The organism is Mycolicibacterium pallens (assembly GCF_019456675.1).
Lineage (GTDB): Bacteria > Actinomycetota > Actinomycetes > Mycobacteriales > Mycobacteriaceae > Mycobacterium > Mycobacterium crocinum.
In genome coordinates this window covers 4,842,017-4,857,057 of record NZ_CP080333.1, presented here as the reverse complement: position 1 = coordinate 4,857,057, position 15,041 = coordinate 4,842,017, and the positions used below count along the sequence as shown (strand labels likewise).

Sequence of the window (15,041 nt, the reverse complement as noted above, 5' to 3'; positions counted from 1 at the left end):
TGAGTCAGCAATTTAGGCATTTTGCGAACAGGAAGAGCGACCTGACGACATGACCGACCCCTCGAGGTATTCGCCGCCGCAGCAGCCCGGTAACCCTGGGCCGAATCAGTCTGTGGCGCCGGGGTATTCACCCCCGCAGCGGACGGCCGGTTATCAACAGCCGTACGACTGGCGCTACGCCACCCAGCCGCATCCGCAGCAGTACCGTCAGCCTTATGACCCGTATCAAGCTGCGCGGCAAGGTAATCCGCCCACCGCGGTGAACTATGGCCCGATGCCGCCGCGTCAGCGCTCGCGCGCCGGCGCCCTGGTGGCGGGCGCGCTGGCGATCGCGGTCGTATCCGCCGGGATCGGCGGCGGTGTGGTGCTGCTCGCGCATCCCGATCATCAGCCGGTCGGCTCCGTGCTGGGTGGGTCGCCCAACGGGGGCACCAACGTGCCGGCGGCCAATCTGCCGGTGGGCTCGGTCGAGCAGGTCGCGGCCAAGGTGGTGCCCAGCGTCGTCAAGCTCGAGACCGAGTTCGGCCGTCAGTCCGAGGAAGGCTCGGGCATCATCCTGTCGTCCGACGGGCTGATCCTGACCAACAACCACGTCGTGGCCGCGGCCAAGGGTGGCGCCCCGGCACCGGCCCCCGGCGCGCCGGGCATTCCCGGTCTGCCCGGTATCCCGCTTGCGCCGGGCGGCCCGGGCGCTCCGCCGTCGGGCGGCCCCAGCGCGGGCCCGGGCGGGGGAGCCCCGACGACGACCGTGACCTTCGCCGATGGGCGCACCGCCTCCTTCACCGTGGTGGGCACCGACCCGGCCAGTGACATCGCCGTCGTCCGCGCACAGGGCGTGTCGGGCCTGACGCCCATCTCCTTGGGTTCGTCGGCCAACCTGCGGGTCGGTCAGGACGTGGTGGCGGTCGGTTCGCCGCTGGGTCTGGAAGGGACCGTGACCACCGGCATCGTCAGCGCGCTGAATCGTCCGGTCGCCACCGGCGGTGACGCCAACAACCAGAACACCGTGCTCGACGCCATCCAGACCGACGCCGCGATCAACCCGGGCAACTCCGGTGGTGCGCTGGTCAACATGAGCGGTGAATTGGTGGGGGTGAACTCGGCGATCGCCACGATGGGCGGCGATTCCCCTGACGCTCAGAGCGGTTCGATCGGGCTGGGCTTCGCGATCCCGGTCGACCAGGCCAAGCGGATCGCGGACGAGCTGATCAGTACCGGCACGGCCAGTCATGCGTCGCTGGGCGTGCAGGTCAGCAATGACACCACCACGCATGGAGCGAAGATCGTCGATGTCACCAAGGGTGGCGCCGCCGCGGCCGCCGGCCTGCCGAACGGGGTGGTGGTGACCAAGGTCGACGACCGCGTGATCGGCAGTGCCGGCGCCCTGGTGGCCGCCGTGCGGTCGCGGGCGCCGGGGGACAAGGTGACGCTGACCTACAAGGACCCGTCCGGATCGGACCGCACCGTGCAAGTCACGCTCGGAAAGGCCGCCCAGTGATCCGGGTGCTGGGTGAACATCCGATGACGCTGACCGGTGCGACTGCCGGGCTGTCGCAGGGCAGATATACGGTGACATCCATGGAACAGCCAGGGGAGCTGGTGGGGCGCGCGCTCGTCGTTGTTGTCGACGACCGCACGGCCCACGGCGATGAGGAGGACCACAGCGGGCCGTTGGTCACCGAGCTGCTCGCGGAAGCGGGCTTCGTGGTGGATGGCGTCGTGGTGGTGTCCGCCGATGAGGTCGAGATCCGCAATGCGCTCAACACCGCCGTGATCGGTGGCGTCGACCTCGTGGTGTCGGTGGGTGGAACGGGTGTCACCCCGCGCGACGTGACGCCGGAAGCCACCCGAACCATTCTCGACCGTGAGCTGCTGGGCATCTCGGAGGCGCTGCGCGCCTCGGGACTGTCCGCGGGCATCACCGACGCGGGTCTGTCGCGCGGGCTGGCCGGCATCTCCGGCAGCACGCTGGTGGTCAACATCGCCGGCTCGCGGTACGCGGTCCGCGACGGCATGGCGACGCTGAACCCGCTGGCTACGCATGTCATCGGCCAGCTGTCGAGCCTCGAGATCTAAGCAAGCTCCGCACCGTCCGCCTGCGGTCGATTATTACCGGGGCGTAACGTCAATTATGGCCCGCGCATCCAGGGTCGGAGGCACTGTGTTAACACCCTGTGAACTGCACAAATATCGAGATTGTGATCTTTATCACAATCTTGGGGCGTTGTGATGGCGACACCACGCGACAACCGAATCGCAGTTAACAAGATTTTCGGTTCCGATATTCCTCAGGAGTCCTCCGATGAGCGCGATCCGGACCGAAATCGAGACGCGGATGACCGAGACGAGTGGTTGCGCGATAACGTCCCGCCCCACCACGGCGGATGATCAGCAGGTGGTGATGGGCAGGTCCGGGGGCGCCGGGCGGTTGGCGCGCCGTTTCTGCGGCGCGGTTGGCGTGTCCGGTTCGCGCCCGATTTTGTGCAGCGGAATCAGTTCCCGGTTAACCGCGGCTTTCGTCCCAGCAAACTTCCCCACGCAAAGACCGATTCGGCGCATGGCGCGCCTATGCGTTGCCGCCCCGAAGTCATCCCGTTATGTTCCTCGTGTCAACGATGAGCAGAGCGTAAGAGCGGTGTGTGAGGGACTCTCATTGAACCGCTGTGCGCCGTGAGCGGTGTCAGCATGGTTGGGACCCGAGCACGAAAAACACTCGGTGAGCCCTCGGGTCAGCCGTCGACAAGCTAGGGAGAACATGAAGGTAATCGGTCGGGTACTGGTGGCGATGATCGCTGCCGTCGCGGCGTTGTTCGTCGGGACAGGTACCTCGCACGCAGGTTTGGACAACGAGCTGAGTCTGGTTGACGGCGGTGGCCGCACGATGACGGTTCAACAGTGGGACACCTTCCTCAACGGTGTGTTCCCCCTGGACCGCAACCGGCTCACCCGTGAGTGGTTCCACTCCGGCAAGGCCGTCTACAGCGTGGTCGGCCCGGGTGCCGATGAGTTCGCGGGCACCTTGGAGCTGGGCTACCAGGTCGGCTTCCCGTGGTCGCTGGGTGTGGGCATCAACTTCAGCTACACCACCCCCAACATCCTGCTCGACGACGTGAGCATCTCGCCGACGGGCTTCAACCCGCTGGGCTCGGTGATCACCCCGAACCTGTTCCCGGGTGTGTCGATCAGCGCCGACCTGGGCAACGGCCCCGGTATCCAGGAAGTCGCCACTTTCTCGGTGGACGTCTCGGGCCCCAACGGCTCGGTGGCCGTGGCCAACGCTCACGGCACCGTCACCGGCGCTGCCGGCGGCGTGCTGCTGCGGCCCTTCGCCCGCCTGATCTCCAAGGCCGGCGACAGCGTCACCACCTACGGCGAACCCTGGAACATGAACTGATTCCCTTCGCACGTCAACAAAATGGCCCCCGGCTTCGAGCCGGGGGCCATTTTGTATGGCCGTCAGTCTTTGTCGGCGCTCGTCGTCTTGGCGGTATCGGGGCTCGGCCCGGTGCCCGGGCCGACGGTCTTCTTGGGTGTGCCGCTGGCGTCGGCCAGCAGATCGCGAATCTCGGTGAGCAGGCTCAGCTCGGTATCGCCGGCCTGCTCGACCTCGCCCTTCTTGCGCAGCCGGTTGTAGGGCACGACGACCAGGAAGTACACCACGGCCGCCACCAGGACGAAATTGATGAACGCGGACAGCAGGATGTTGAGGTCGATGGCCTGTCCGCCGCCGATGCCGATGCGCAGGATGCCGTAGCTCGTGTCCTTTCCGGCGCCGATGCGGCTGATCAGTGGCTGAATGATGCTTTCGGTGAACTTGGTGACCAGCGCGGTGAACGCGGTACCGATCACCACCGCGACCGACAGGTCGACGATGTTGCCGCGGGCGAGGAACTCCTTGAAGCCCTTCAACACGGTTGTCCCCTTTCTGGTTGGCGTCTCCCCGAGACCTCGAAGGGTAGTACGGGTCGGTCAGCGCGGCGGCCGACCTGTTAGCTTGGCAGCGGACGTCTTTCGAGGGGAAACACCATGTGGATGCGCGCGGTTGCGAGTGCGGCCTTGTGCGGTGCGCTGGCGCTCTCCGGCGGCGTCGCCGCCGCCGCTCCGAACCCCACGCCCGCCCCCGGGGCGCCGAACACCTCGTCGTCCGATGAGATCGCCGACATGGTGATGGATGCGATCCAGCAGCCGACGCCGCCACCCAGCACGCCGGTGCCCGCGCCGCCCGCCGAGTAGCTCAGTGGATCGTCAGCGTGACGGTCTGAACCAAGGTCGCCGCGGCCAACGCGTGCGCTCCCGCGGCCGGCAGTGCCACCAGCACCACCCGGTCGTCGCCGGCCCCGGCCGACTTCGGCTTGGGCGAAACAAGGACCACGACGGCGTTCGTCGCGGCCAGCATCGGTTTGGCGTCACCGCCCGCGTCCGCGGCCCCCATGACGTCGACGACATCGCCGGGCCGAATGACATCGAGCACCGCGGCGTCGGCGAGGTGCAGTGGCACGACCCGGGCGTCGGGCCCGGCGCTGAGACCGGTCAGGCGTGAACCGAGCACCCGGGCGTCGGTCAGCACTTCGCCCCGGCGTGCCGGCCCGGCCAGGGTGGCTCCGACCACGTCGTCGCCCGTCGTTCGCGCGCCGTCGGGAACTGTTGCGGCAGAACGTTTTTCCACCCGGATGTCGTCGGGAGACAGGGTCAGGCCGGGGCTGAGGTCGTGGGCGGCGACCACCACCTCGGTCTGCTGGCTGTCCGGGTCGGACCGCAGCGCAGCGATGCCCGCCAATACGACCAGCGCGCCGGCGACGACCCGTCGTGCCAACACCGTGCGGGTGAAGTCGGGGCGTAGTAAGTGCCGAATCCGGCTCGGCAGTGTGGGGTTGAGCGACTCGCTCATGCGCCCACCGTAGATCGGCGGAAGGCATCGTGATTCCGCGCGCATACCCGCCTGTTGATAACTGCGCGGTCCGCCGATGCATTGTTTGCAGACAACGGCGTTTTCGCATTATGGATGCCCTGCATCAGGTTTGCCTGTAACTTGAGTATCGGTAGTTTCTTGCGCCTGGGCGGGGAGAGGAGGCGCGGTGGTGAACGCCGACCAGCTCCTTGCGCGCAGACTCTTGGCGGCCTTGGCATCCGGTGGCGTGGAGCCGTTCTTCCAACCGATCGTCTCGCTCGACGACGGGCATGTTCTGGGGTTCGAAGTTCTCGCCCGGTGGCACGACCCGGAGCAGGGCTTCATCGGCCCGGACCAATTCATCCCGATCGCTGATCGTTTTGGTCTGCTCGATCGTCTGCTGGACCAACTGATGCGGGCGGCGTTCTCGGCCGCCGCCGACTGGCCGCACAACATCTTTCTCGGTTTCAACGTCTCGCCGACGCAACCGCGCAATCCGGAGTTGGCGACCAGAATCGCCAAAGCGGCTATCGATTCGTCATTTCCATTGAGCCGCGTGCACATTGAAGTCACCGAGAACGGTTTCATCGACGACCTGACGCAACCGCGATGCACGCTCGACCGGCTGATCAACCTCGGCTGCATGATCGCCATGGACGACTTCGGCACCGGCTATTCGAGTCTGACGTGGCTGAGCACTCTGCCGTTCTCCAAACTCAAGATCGACGCCAGCTTCGTGATGGCAATGGAAGACCATCGTCAGAGCCGCAAGATCGTCGACGCGGTGGTGGGCTTGGGTCACAGCCTGGGATTGGCCGTCGTCGCCGAAGGGGTCGAGACCGCCGGGCAGGCAGATCTGCTGCGGGGGATGGGCTGCAAGCTGGCGCAGGGCTACCTGTTCGGACGGCCGACGCCGGCCCACCAGGTCCCAAATGCATTGCGCCAGTTCGCCTCCGCCCGGCAGAACGGCGGCCTATCGGCACCGATGTCCCTGGAAGTCCGCGCCGACCGGCTCGACGAGGACTATGCCCCGGGAACCGCCGTCGCGCTGATGGATCCCGCAGGCACCGTGGTGGCGTCCAGCAAGGCGTTCGACAGAACTATGGATGCCAACGGGGCAGAAGTTGCCGGGCGCCACATCTGGGACCTGATCGGGGTGACTCCGGAGACGATGGCCCAACTGCGTGCCACCGATCTGCTCGACGAGCCGTTCCCGGCTTTTGATGGCAGTGCCGCGGATGGCTCGACCGTCCAAGTCCACATCCGTCCGGTCAAGGACGAGAGCAGTGAATTGGTCGGCTATTCAGTCGAATACAGGGACATCAGCAATCCGGCGGGGCTGGCTTCCTGAACAGCTGAAAAGCTGTGCGCCCCAACGAGATCGGGCTGCTAGCTCGACGCTGCTGCCGCAGGCGCGGAGGAACTCGACGAACTCGACGAGCTGGACGTACTCGACGAGCTCGATGAGCTGGACGACTCGCTGGAGCTCGACGACTTCTCTGAACTCGACGACGACGACGAGTCCGACTTGCTGCTGTTCTTGCCCGATTCGCGGCTGTCCGTGCGGTAGAAGCCGCTGCCCTTGAACACCACGCCAACCGAGTTGAACAGTTTGCGCAGCCGACCGGAGCACTGGGGGCAGCTGGTCAGCGCGTCTTCAGTGAACGCCTGCACCGCGTCGAAGCGGTTGTCGCACTCGGTACACGCGTAGCTGTAGGTCGGCACATGAACCTCCGGGACGAAACTTGGTGCTTTTAGCACTCTACCGTGCCAAGTGCTAGAACCGCCATGTGGCACGTATCATTCCCCCAAGCCGCGCCGGGGGAACAGCGCGACGAAATGGGGAGAAAAGCCTGCGAGGGGGCGTGTTGGGGTGCATGGTAGGCCGATGCCTGCACTAGGTGTTGGCCAGCGCAAACAGACCGTGTTTGGGGGTGAGGACATGGGTCATTCGAACGTCATGAGGTTCGCTGGGCAGTTCGTCGACAACTTCGGCGTCGCGGACCACCGCGATGAGCTTGGTGGTGGGTCGGCAGATCGGCAACGACCGGTCGTAGAAGCCGCCGCCGCGTCCCAGCCGCACACCCCGGTGGTCGACCGCCAGCGCAGGCACCAGCACGAGGTCCGCCTCGCCCAGCGCCGAGCTCGGCAGCCACGGCTCGGCCGGCTCGAGCAGGCCGAACCGGGCGCTGACCAAACCGCCGGGCACGTACACGCCCCAGAGCAGCGCCAGCGCACCGCCGTCCTCGTCGGACCGGGCCACCGGCAACAGGACGCGGGCGCACAGCTCGCGCAACCGGTCCACCAGCTGCGGCGAGCCCGGCTCGGTGCCGACCGGCAGGTAAGCGCACACCGTGTCGTTGGCACTCACGAACTCGCCGAGGTGCTCGCACAGCGCCAGGGCCTCGGCTGCCCGAACCGCGTCGGGCACGTCCCGGCGCGCCGCCAACAAGGCGGCCCGGTGTTGGGCTTTAGTACCGGCGAGCACGCCGTCCACCATGTCAGCGCACATCTCTTTTCCGCCAGAGTGAAGGACCAACATGTTGTCGTTAGGGTGTGAACGATGAGGCCGCCAGAGGTCCCGATTCCGCGGACAGCGATCGTTCCCGCGGCCGGACTGGGTACGCGATTCCTGCCCGTGACCAAGACAGTTCCCAAGGAACTCTTGCCGGTCGTCGACACCCCGGGTATCGAACTGGTCGCCGAGGAGGCTGCCGAGGCGGGCGCCGAGCGGCTGGTGATCGTCACTTCTGAGGGCAAGGACAGCGTGGTCGCCCACTTCGTGGAGGACCTGGTGCTCGAGGGCACGCTGGAGGCCCGCGGTAAGAAGGCGATGCTGGAGAAGGTGCGCCGCGCGCCGGCCCTGATCAAGGTCGAGTCGGTGGTGCAGCACGAGCCGCTGGGCCTGGGCCACGCCGTCGGATGCGTCGAGTCGGTGCTCTCCCCGGACGAGGACGCCATCTCGGTGCTGCTGCCGGATGACCTGGTGTTGCCGACCGGTGTGCTGGAGACAATGGCGAAGGTGCGCGCCAAGCGCGGCGGCACGGTGCTGTGCGCGATCGAGGTGTCCGACGAGGAAGTCAGCTCCTACGGCGTTTTCGACGTCGAGCCGGTTCCCGACGCGGCAAACCCGAACGTGCTCAAGGTCAACGGCATGGTGGAGAAGCCCAAGCTCGAAGACGCGCCGTCGCGGTTCGCGGCGGCCGGTCGCTACATATTGGACCGCGCGATCTTCGACGCGCTACGCCGCGTCGACCGCGGAGTCGGCGGCGAGATCCAGCTGACCGATGCCATCGAGTTGCTGATCAAGGAAGGGCATCCGGTGCATGTCGTGGTGCACCGCGGCTCTCGACACGACTTGGGAAATCCCGGCGGGTACTTGAAGGCTGCGGTTGACTTTGCGTTGGATCGTGACGACTATGGCCCGGATTTGCGGCGATGGTTGACGGCGCGCCTAGGCCTGGCCGAAGAGACCGAACAGTAGGAGCTGCGGCGGGCCCGCGCGACCCGAGCTCGAGGCAGAAAGGCGCGCGGTGCGTTCGGTAGAGGAACAGCAGGCCAGAGTGGCGGCCGCTGCGGTGGCGCCACGACCGGTGCGAGTGCCGATCGCCGAGGCGCAGGGCCTGATGTGCGCCGAGGAAGTGGTCACCGAACAGCCGCTGCCCGGCTTCGATCAGGCCGCCATCGACGGCTACGCGGTTCGCAGCGTGGATGTCCAGGGCATCGGCGCCGATCCCGACGACGATTCCGGTGAAGGTCAGATCAGCCTGCCGGTGATGGGTGTCATCGAAGCGGGTGCACGCACGCCGAGCCGGCTGCAGCCCAAACAAGCCGCCCGTGTGCAGACCGGCGCGCCGATGCCGACGCTGGCCGACGCCGTGCTGCCGTTGCGCTGGACCGACGGCGGTCAGGCCCGGGTTCGGGTGCTGCGCGGGGTGCGGTCCGGCGCCTATGTGCGCCGCGCCGGTGACGACGTGCAACCCGGCGATGTCGCCGTGCGCGCGGGGGCGATCATTGGTGCCGCGCAGGTCGGACTCCTGGCTGCGGTTGGCCGCGAACGGGTGCTGGTGCATCCCCGCCCCCGGGTGACCGTGATGAGCGTCGGCGGCGAGCTGGTCGACATCTCCCGAACGCCAGGCAACGGCCAGGTCTACGACGTCAACTCCTATGCGATCGCCGCCGCGGCGCGCGATGCGGGTGCCGAGGTGAACCGGCTGGGCATCGTCAGCACCGATCCCAAAGCCCTACGCGAGGCTGTCGAGGGCCAGCTGAACCGCGCGGAGTTGGTGGTGATCGCCGGTGCGGTCGGCGGCGCGGCGGCCGAGAATGTGCGCGCGGTGCTGTCCAAGCTCGGCGATATGGAAGTCACCCGGATCGCCATGCACCCCGGGTCGGTTCAGGGCTTCGGCCAGCTGGGCCGCGAGGGGGTGCCGACGTTCCTGTTGCCGGCCAATCCGGTCAGCGCGCTGGTGGTGTTCGAGGTCATGGTTCGCCCGCTGATCCGGCTGTCGCTGGGTAAGCGGCAGTCGCTTCGGCGTGTCGTACAGGCTCGGGCGTTGTCGCCGATTTCCTCGGTACCCGGACGCAAGGGCTTCCTGCGGGGACAGCTGATGCGTGACCAGGACACCGGCGAATATCTGGTGCAGGCGCTCGGCGGCGCCCCGGGCGCCTCGTCGCATCTTCTGGCGACGCTGGCCGAGGCCAACTGCTTGGTGGTGGTGCCGACCGAGGTCGATCAGGTCCGAACCGGCGAACTCGTCGACGTCGCCTTCCTGGCGCAACGAGGCTGAACCGCGGAGACCTGTGAACTTGTGGCGTAACAGTTCTCTGCACCCGGGCTGGCCGGCGTCCGCCGGTCCGCTGCGCGTCGGCGCCGGTGTGATCCGGCTGCGTCCGGTGCGGATGCGTGACGCGGCGATGTGGAGCCGCATCCGGTTGGCCGACCGCCGACATCTCGAGCCGTGGGAGCCGACGGCTGAGGTGGATTGGACTGTGCGGCATGCGGTTTCGTCGTGGCCCGCGGTGTGCTCGGGCCTTCGGGCGGAGGCGCGCAAGGGCCGGATGTTGCCGTACGTGATCGAGCTCGACGGGCAGTTCTGTGGTCAGCTCACGATCGGCAATGTGACGCACGGGGCGCTGCGCTCGGCGTGGATCGGCTACTGGGTTTCCAGCGCGGTGACCGGCGCGGGGGTGGCGACCGGCGCGTTGGCGCTGGGTCTGGATCACTGTTACGGACCGGTCGGGTTGCACCGGGTGGAGGCGACGGTGCGCACGGAAAATGCGGCGAGTCGCGCGGTTCTGGCGAAGGTGGGTTTCCGTGAGGAGGGCCTCCTGCAGCGGTACCTCGACGTCGACGGCGCGTGGCGGGATCACCTGCTGGTGGGGATGACGGTGGAAGAGGTCGAGGGGTCGGTGGCGGGCCGGCTGGTGCACCGCGGATTGGCGCACTGGGCCTGATTGCCGAGCTGACTTGTTACTAATGTGACACTTGTGGCTGTTGGTGCTTGTCAAGGGCAAATTACAAGTGTGTAATTGACTGCGGCGCGCCGTCTCGGGTTGCGTAGGTCACGGACCTAGCCTGGACGGGAAAGGAGCAGGCCACATGCCAAGCATCCCCCAGTCATTGCTCTGGATTTCGCTCGTGGTGTTGTGGTTGTTCGTCTTGGTGCCGATGCTCATCAGCAAGCGGGACAACGTCCGACGCACCAGTGACGTCGCGCTTGCCACCCGCGTGCTCAACGGCGACGACAAATCGCGCCGGTTCAAGCGCAGCGGTCCGTCGGCCGGTCATCGGCACGACCCGGACTGGCAGCCGGAGGAAGACCAGTTCGATGAGCTGGACTCCGACGAGCAGCCCTCGCGGACCCGCTCGGTGGTCGTGGTGGCCGCGGTGACGGAGGAAGCCGAGCCCGACTACCTCGACGTCGATGTCGTCGACGAGGACTCCGGCGCGCTGCCGGTCGGTGGCACCGCGCGCAGCGCCGATGTCCAGCCGAGCCTGTTCGACGAGCCCGCCGCCCCGGTGGTCGAGGAGCCGGTGGTCGAGGCGCCCGTCGCCGAGAGCGACGATGCCGAAGACGGCGAGGCTGATTCCCCGGCCGAGTCCGATGACACCGATCAGTTCCAGGCGATTGCCGAGGACGAGCCGCAGGACGGCACGGCCGACGAATACGAAACCATCGAGGACACTTCGGGTCTGGAAGCCGAGGAGGAGCCCGCGACGACCGTGACTCCGCGGGCGAGCCGGCAGCGGCGTTCGGAGTCCACGACGGCCGCGGCGGTCAGCGCGCGCAAGTACCGCTTCCGCAAGCGGGTGCTGATGGTGATGGCCGCGATCATGGTCGTCACGGCGGTGCTGTCGTTCACGGTCAGCTCGGATCTGTGGTGGGCCACCGGCAGCGCCGGTGCGGTCACGGTGCTGTACCTGGGGTACCTGCGCCGTCAGACCAGGATCGAGGAGCAGGTGCGCCGCCGCCGGCAGCAGCGGATGGCGCGCTCGCGGCTGGGTGTGGAGAACACCGAGGATCGCGAGTTCGACGTCGTGCCGTCGCGGCTGCGTCGTCCAGGAGCCGCGGTGCTGGATATCGACGACGAGGACCCGATCTTCGAGCACCTCGACGAGGTCGCGTTCGCCCGCCACTTCGACCTGCCGCGGGCGGCCGGCCAGTAGGTCGCCGGTTTCGGCAAGCCGGGCTCGGACTGGTAGCCTGCTAGCGACCAAGGGGCTATAGCGCAGTTGGTAGCGCGTCTCGTTCGCATCGAGAAGGTCAGGGGTTCGATTCCCCTTAGCTCCACCGAAATTGTCGCCGACGACGGCGAGTAAGGTACGGGGTGAGATCCCGCTACCGAGGAGGCTGCCACGTCCGCCGATCGGCCCAATCTGGGCCAACTCATCATGTACTCGTACGGGTTCCGACGACTCCCCGCGTCCATGCGGGACTGGGTCGCCAACGACCTTGCGGGACCCGGTGCCGTCAAACGGTTCATGCTGAAAGCAGCCATCCCGCCGTTCATCATCCTGGCGCCGTTCTGGCTGTTGCCGGTCGAGCAGAACGCGGTTTACGTGCACGCTGAGATGACGGTGCCGATCTACTTGTGGACGCTGGCGATTTCACTTGCCCTGAACAAAGTTTGGCGTCGCCATCGCCTTGCCGTGCACGGACTGGACCCGAACCTCGTCGACGTGGAGAAACGGCAGAAGAACGCGCGAATCGAGCAGGACTACATCGCGCGGTTCGGTCCACGCCCGCAGGACGCCGAACACCAGAAGAACAGCAACCCGTTCTTCTAGGTCAGTCCGCGACGTCGAAGGCCTTGATCACCTTCGTCGGCGTCACCCGCACGACGAGCTCACCCGGCACACCGTTGCGCCGGCCGAACTCCTCGGCCCGATCGGCGCCCATATAGCGCGCCGCGATCCGGGTCGCGGTGTCCAGTAGCTCGTCCGGATCTTCACCGAACGACGCCGTGCCCTGAACCTGGACGAACGAGAACGGCGGCTCCTGGTCGTCGACGCAGATTGCCACCCGCGGGTCGCGGCTCAGCGCACGCCCTTTCGCGGTCGCCTTTCCGGTGTTGAAGACGAGTGCGCCGCCGTCCACGATGAACCACACCGGGGCGACCAGCGGCCTCCCGTCGGCCGCGACATAGGCCAGTTTGGCCGTCCGAGTGCCCTCGGAGAGGAACGCGATCACATCGTCGGAGAGTTCGTCCATACCGTCGAGGCTAGGCGGGCTCCGGGCCGTTCGGCTATTGGCGCTGTTGAGCGGCGAAGCGTTTCGACCCGCACCGCCGGTGGCAATACTCGAGTGGCGCGTCGTCGGGTTTGGCAGGCAAGGTTGTAGGCAAGACAAGGTCAGGAGTCTCATGTCGCAGACGGTGGAGTCCATACCCGACGATGGACCGCCCGACGAGGGTGAACTCGGCAATGCGCCTGCCGAGATCACGTACGACGAGCACCTGCACCCCGCGCGACCTCGAACGCTGCGCTTCCGGCCGCGTGTGCGAAATCCGTTCGTACGCAGGTCGATTGCCCAGGACGGCACACCGACGGCCGACAACCAGGCCTATGTGTCGTGGTTGCTGTCGCAGTCGATGCTCGCCGACGCCAACGAGATCAGCCAGCAGTTCTCCGGGCAGGGTTCGATGTGGCAGAACCCCTATGCCACGCCCAGCCCGCGCAGCGCCGTCGACGCCGCGTCGGTCTGGTTCACCGCGTACCCGCTTTCGCTGATCACCCGGCCCGACGAGTCGTTTCTCAAGGCCATGGCCGACGAGGCGATGTGGAAGGCCTTCGCCGAAATCGGCATTGAGGGCATCCACACCGGGCCGGTCAAACGTGCCGGTGGCATCTCGGGCTGGCAACAGACCCCCAGCGTCGACGGCCACTTCGACCGCATCAGCACCCAGATCGACCCGGCATTCGGCACCGAAGACGAATTCCGCCAGATGTGCGGCACCGCGAACTGGTACGGCGGCACGATTCTCGATGACATCGTGCCCGGCCACACCGGTAAGGGCGCCGACTTCCGCCTGGCGGAGATGAAGTACGCCGACTATCCCGGCATCTACCACATGATCGACATCGATCCGCTGGACTGGGAGCACCTTCCCGAGGTCCCTCCGGGCCGTGATTCGGTCAACGTCGACGCCGCGACGGAGGAATGGCTCGACAAAGCGGGTTACATCATCGGACGACTGCAGCGCGTCATCTTCTACGCCGAGGGCATCAAGGAAACCAACTGGAGTGTGACCCGTCCCGTCGTCGGTATCGACGGAGTCGAGCGCCGATGGGTGTACCTGCACTACTTCAAGGAGGGCCAGCCCTCGATCAACTGGCTCGATCCGTCATTCGCCGGCATGCGACTGGTCATCGGCGATGCCCTGCACTCGCTGACTGACCTCGGTTCCGGCGGATTGCGTTTGGACGCCAACGGATTCCTCGGTGCGGAGAAGACCTCCGGGGAAGAAGCGGTCGGGTGGTCGGAGGGGCATCCGCTGTCGCAGGCTGCCAACCAGTTCATCGGCAGCATGGTGCGCAAGCTCGGCGGCTTCACCTTCCAGGAACTCAATCTGACGATCGACGACATCAAGGAGACCAGCGGCACCGGCGCCGATCTGTCCTACGACTTCGTCAACCGGCCCGCCTATCACCATGCCCTGGCGACGGCCGACACAGAATTCCTGCGGCTCACACTGCGTACCGCCATTGAGCTGGGTGTGGATCCGGCGTCGCTGGTGCACGCGCTGCAGAACCACGACGAACTGACCTACGAGCTCGTGCACTGGTCGAACGGCCACAAGGACGACATCTACACCTACAAGGGCCACGAGATCACCGGGGAAGCGCTCGGCGCGCGGGTCCGCGCCGACCTCACCGAAGCGTTGACCGGCCCGGCGGCACCGTACAATCGCGTCTTTACGACGAACGGAATCGCTTGCACCACAGCGACTGTGATCGCCGCGACGCTGGGGTACACCGATCTCGACGATATCGACGGCGACATCGATCGCATTCGCCGTGCGCATCTGCTGCTGGCGATGTTCAATGCGCTGCAGCCGGGTGTGTTCGCGCTGTCCGGGTGGGACCTGTGCGGCATGCTCACCTTGCCGGCGGGCGACGTCGCCGACCTGTTGCACGGCGGGGACACCCGCTGGATCCACCGCGCCGCGCACGACCTGATGGGTGTGAACCCCGACGCGATGAAGTCGAATGCCGGTATGCCGCGTGGGCGGAGCCTGTACGGCTCGATCCCGGAGCAGCTCGCCGACGACACCAGCTTCCTGCGCCAGTTGCAGGCGATCCTGCGGGTACGCGCGCATTACGGCATCGCGACCAGCCGCCAGATCGACATCCCTGAGGTCTCGCATCGCGGCATGCTGGTGATGGTCCATCAACTCGACGAGCCCGAGCAGTACCAGCTGACGGTGCTGAACTTCGCCAACGAGGACATCGCGGGCACCGTCCGATCGAAGACCCTGCCGCCGGGCGCGACGGTACGAGACATGTTCACCGGCAACCAGATCGCCGTCGTCGACGATCTGCACAGTTTCGCAGTTGAGATGATCCCGCACCACGGGATGTCGCTGCTGGTCGAACTCGCGCCGACCGACGAATTACCTTCGGAATAGCCTGCTTTCACGCGAGCGGCGG

General features: G+C 66.7%; 16 protein-coding genes and 1 tRNA gene. 12 read left to right on the top strand and 5 right to left on the bottom strand.

Translation table 11 applies throughout. The annotated features are described in order from the left end of the window. Positions 1-49 precede the first annotated feature (49 nt). From K0O64_RS23600 to mspA, 3 genes are all read left to right on the top strand, one after another. Positions 50-1,498, top strand: coding sequence for a S1C family serine protease (locus K0O64_RS23600; RefSeq protein WP_220045785.1), 1,449 nt, complete (start codon positions 50-52; stop codon positions 1,496-1,498). Between the two features lie 23 nt (positions 1,499-1,521). Next, positions 1,522-2,076, top strand: coding sequence for a MogA/MoaB family molybdenum cofactor biosynthesis protein (locus tag K0O64_RS23595; RefSeq protein ID WP_071950339.1), 555 nt, complete (start codon positions 1,522-1,524; stop codon positions 2,074-2,076). Between the two features lie 679 nt (positions 2,077-2,755). Further along, positions 2,756-3,394 carry a porin MspA gene (gene mspA / locus K0O64_RS23590; RefSeq protein WP_220045784.1) on the top strand — a complete coding sequence of 213 codons (639 nt, stop codon included), beginning with the start codon at positions 2,756-2,758 and terminating at the stop codon, positions 3,392-3,394. Positions 3,395-3,456: 62 nt separating this feature from the next. Here mspA and mscL read toward each other — a convergent pair whose 3' ends face one another. Continuing rightward, positions 3,457-3,912 carry a large-conductance mechanosensitive channel protein MscL gene (mscL, locus tag K0O64_RS23585; RefSeq protein WP_071949411.1) on the bottom strand — a complete coding sequence of 152 codons (456 nt, stop codon included), beginning with the start codon at positions 3,910-3,912 and terminating at the stop codon, positions 3,457-3,459. 114 nt (positions 3,913-4,026) lie between these two features. Between mscL and K0O64_RS23580 the strand changes: the two genes are divergently transcribed. After that, positions 4,027-4,233, top strand: a complete 207-nt coding sequence (locus tag K0O64_RS23580) for a hypothetical protein (protein WP_071949412.1) — start codon at positions 4,027-4,029, stop codon at positions 4,231-4,233. Position 4,234: 1 nt separating this feature from the next. Here the strand turns inward: K0O64_RS23580 and K0O64_RS23575 are convergent, their stop codons facing one another. After that, on the bottom strand, positions 4,235-4,888 hold the full coding sequence (locus tag K0O64_RS23575; protein ID WP_071950340.1) for an SAF domain-containing protein: 654 nt from the start codon (positions 4,886-4,888) through the stop codon (positions 4,235-4,237). Between the two features lie 187 nt (positions 4,889-5,075). Between K0O64_RS23575 and K0O64_RS23570 the strand changes: the two genes are divergently transcribed. Beyond that, positions 5,076-6,239, top strand: a complete 1,164-nt coding sequence (locus K0O64_RS23570) for a sensor domain-containing phosphodiesterase (protein WP_096312162.1) — start codon at positions 5,076-5,078, stop codon at positions 6,237-6,239. A gap of 38 nt (positions 6,240-6,277) precedes the next feature. Here K0O64_RS23570 and K0O64_RS23565 read toward each other — a convergent pair whose 3' ends face one another. Further along, complete coding sequence (locus tag K0O64_RS23565) at positions 6,278-6,613, bottom strand: FmdB family zinc ribbon protein (RefSeq protein WP_096312161.1); 336 nt, start codon at positions 6,611-6,613, stop codon at positions 6,278-6,280. Positions 6,614-6,785: 172 nt separating this feature from the next. After that, a complete protein-coding gene (locus K0O64_RS23560) occupies positions 6,786-7,400 on the bottom strand; it encodes a 5-formyltetrahydrofolate cyclo-ligase (protein WP_225933527.1) in 615 nt (204 codons plus the stop codon). A gap of 51 nt (positions 7,401-7,451) precedes the next feature. Between K0O64_RS23560 and K0O64_RS23555 the strand changes: the two genes are divergently transcribed. From K0O64_RS23555 to K0O64_RS23530, 6 genes are all read left to right on the top strand, one after another. Then, a complete protein-coding gene (locus K0O64_RS23555; protein ID WP_071949415.1) occupies positions 7,452-8,372 on the top strand; it encodes a UTP--glucose-1-phosphate uridylyltransferase in 921 nt (306 codons plus the stop codon). Between the two features lie 49 nt (positions 8,373-8,421). Next, positions 8,422-9,678, top strand: coding sequence for a molybdotransferase-like divisome protein Glp (gene glp / locus K0O64_RS23550; RefSeq protein ID WP_071949416.1), 1,257 nt, complete (start codon positions 8,422-8,424; stop codon positions 9,676-9,678). A gap of 13 nt (positions 9,679-9,691) precedes the next feature. Continuing rightward, on the top strand, positions 9,692-10,345 hold the full coding sequence (locus K0O64_RS23545) for a GNAT family N-acetyltransferase (protein WP_071949417.1): 654 nt from the start codon (positions 9,692-9,694) through the stop codon (positions 10,343-10,345). Positions 10,346-10,490: 145 nt separating this feature from the next. Then, positions 10,491-11,558: a divisome protein SepX/GlpR gene (sepX, locus tag K0O64_RS23540; protein WP_096312159.1), complete on the top strand. Its 1,068-nt coding sequence runs from the start codon at positions 10,491-10,493 to the stop codon at positions 11,556-11,558. A 51-nt stretch (positions 11,559-11,609) separates the two neighbouring features. Then, positions 11,610-11,682 (top strand) — tRNA-Ala (locus K0O64_RS23535). An 86-nt stretch (positions 11,683-11,768) separates the two neighbouring features. Next, positions 11,769-12,179 carry a DUF5313 domain-containing protein gene (locus tag K0O64_RS23530; protein ID WP_225933783.1) on the top strand — a complete coding sequence of 137 codons (411 nt, stop codon included), beginning with the start codon at positions 11,769-11,771 and terminating at the stop codon, positions 12,177-12,179. Between the two features lies 1 nt (position 12,180). On the opposite strand, the gene K0O64_RS23525 is transcribed toward K0O64_RS23530, so the two are convergent. Next, a complete protein-coding gene (locus tag K0O64_RS23525; protein ID WP_096312158.1) occupies positions 12,181-12,603 on the bottom strand; it encodes a PPOX class F420-dependent oxidoreductase in 423 nt (140 codons plus the stop codon). Positions 12,604-12,754: 151 nt separating this feature from the next. Between K0O64_RS23525 and treS the strand changes: the two genes are divergently transcribed. Further along, positions 12,755-15,019, top strand: a complete 2,265-nt coding sequence (treS, locus tag K0O64_RS23520) for a maltose alpha-D-glucosyltransferase (RefSeq protein ID WP_096312157.1) — start codon at positions 12,755-12,757, stop codon at positions 15,017-15,019. Positions 15,020-15,041: the final 22 nt, after the last annotated feature.

What these genes read in the sequence shown, in the direction of transcription:
- K0O64_RS23580 (WP_071949412.1), top strand. Translation starts at nt 4,027, where the DNA reads ATGTGGATGCGCGCGGTTGCGAGTGCGGCCTTGTGCGGTGCGCTGGCG.
- K0O64_RS23525 (WP_096312158.1), bottom strand. Translation starts at nt 12,603, where the DNA reads ATGGACGAACTCTCCGACGATGTGATCGCGTTCCTCTCCGAGGGCACT.
- K0O64_RS23575 (WP_071950340.1), bottom strand. Translation starts at nt 4,888, where the DNA reads ATGAGCGAGTCGCTCAACCCCACACTGCCGAGCCGGATTCGGCACTTA.
- treS (WP_096312157.1), top strand. Translation starts at nt 12,755, where the DNA reads ATGTCGCAGACGGTGGAGTCCATACCCGACGATGGACCGCCCGACGAG.
- K0O64_RS23600 (WP_220045785.1), top strand. Translation starts at nt 50, where the DNA reads ATGACCGACCCCTCGAGGTATTCGCCGCCGCAGCAGCCCGGTAACCCT.
- mspA (WP_220045784.1), top strand. Translation starts at nt 2,756, where the DNA reads ATGAAGGTAATCGGTCGGGTACTGGTGGCGATGATCGCTGCCGTCGCG.
- K0O64_RS23555 (WP_071949415.1), top strand. Translation starts at nt 7,452, where the DNA reads ATGAGGCCGCCAGAGGTCCCGATTCCGCGGACAGCGATCGTTCCCGCG.
- K0O64_RS23560 (WP_225933527.1), bottom strand. Translation starts at nt 7,400, where the DNA reads ATGTGCGCTGACATGGTGGACGGCGTGCTCGCCGGTACTAAAGCCCAA.
- sepX (WP_096312159.1), top strand. Translation starts at nt 10,491, where the DNA reads ATGCCAAGCATCCCCCAGTCATTGCTCTGGATTTCGCTCGTGGTGTTG.
- K0O64_RS23595 (WP_071950339.1), top strand. Translation starts at nt 1,522, where the DNA reads ATGACGCTGACCGGTGCGACTGCCGGGCTGTCGCAGGGCAGATATACG.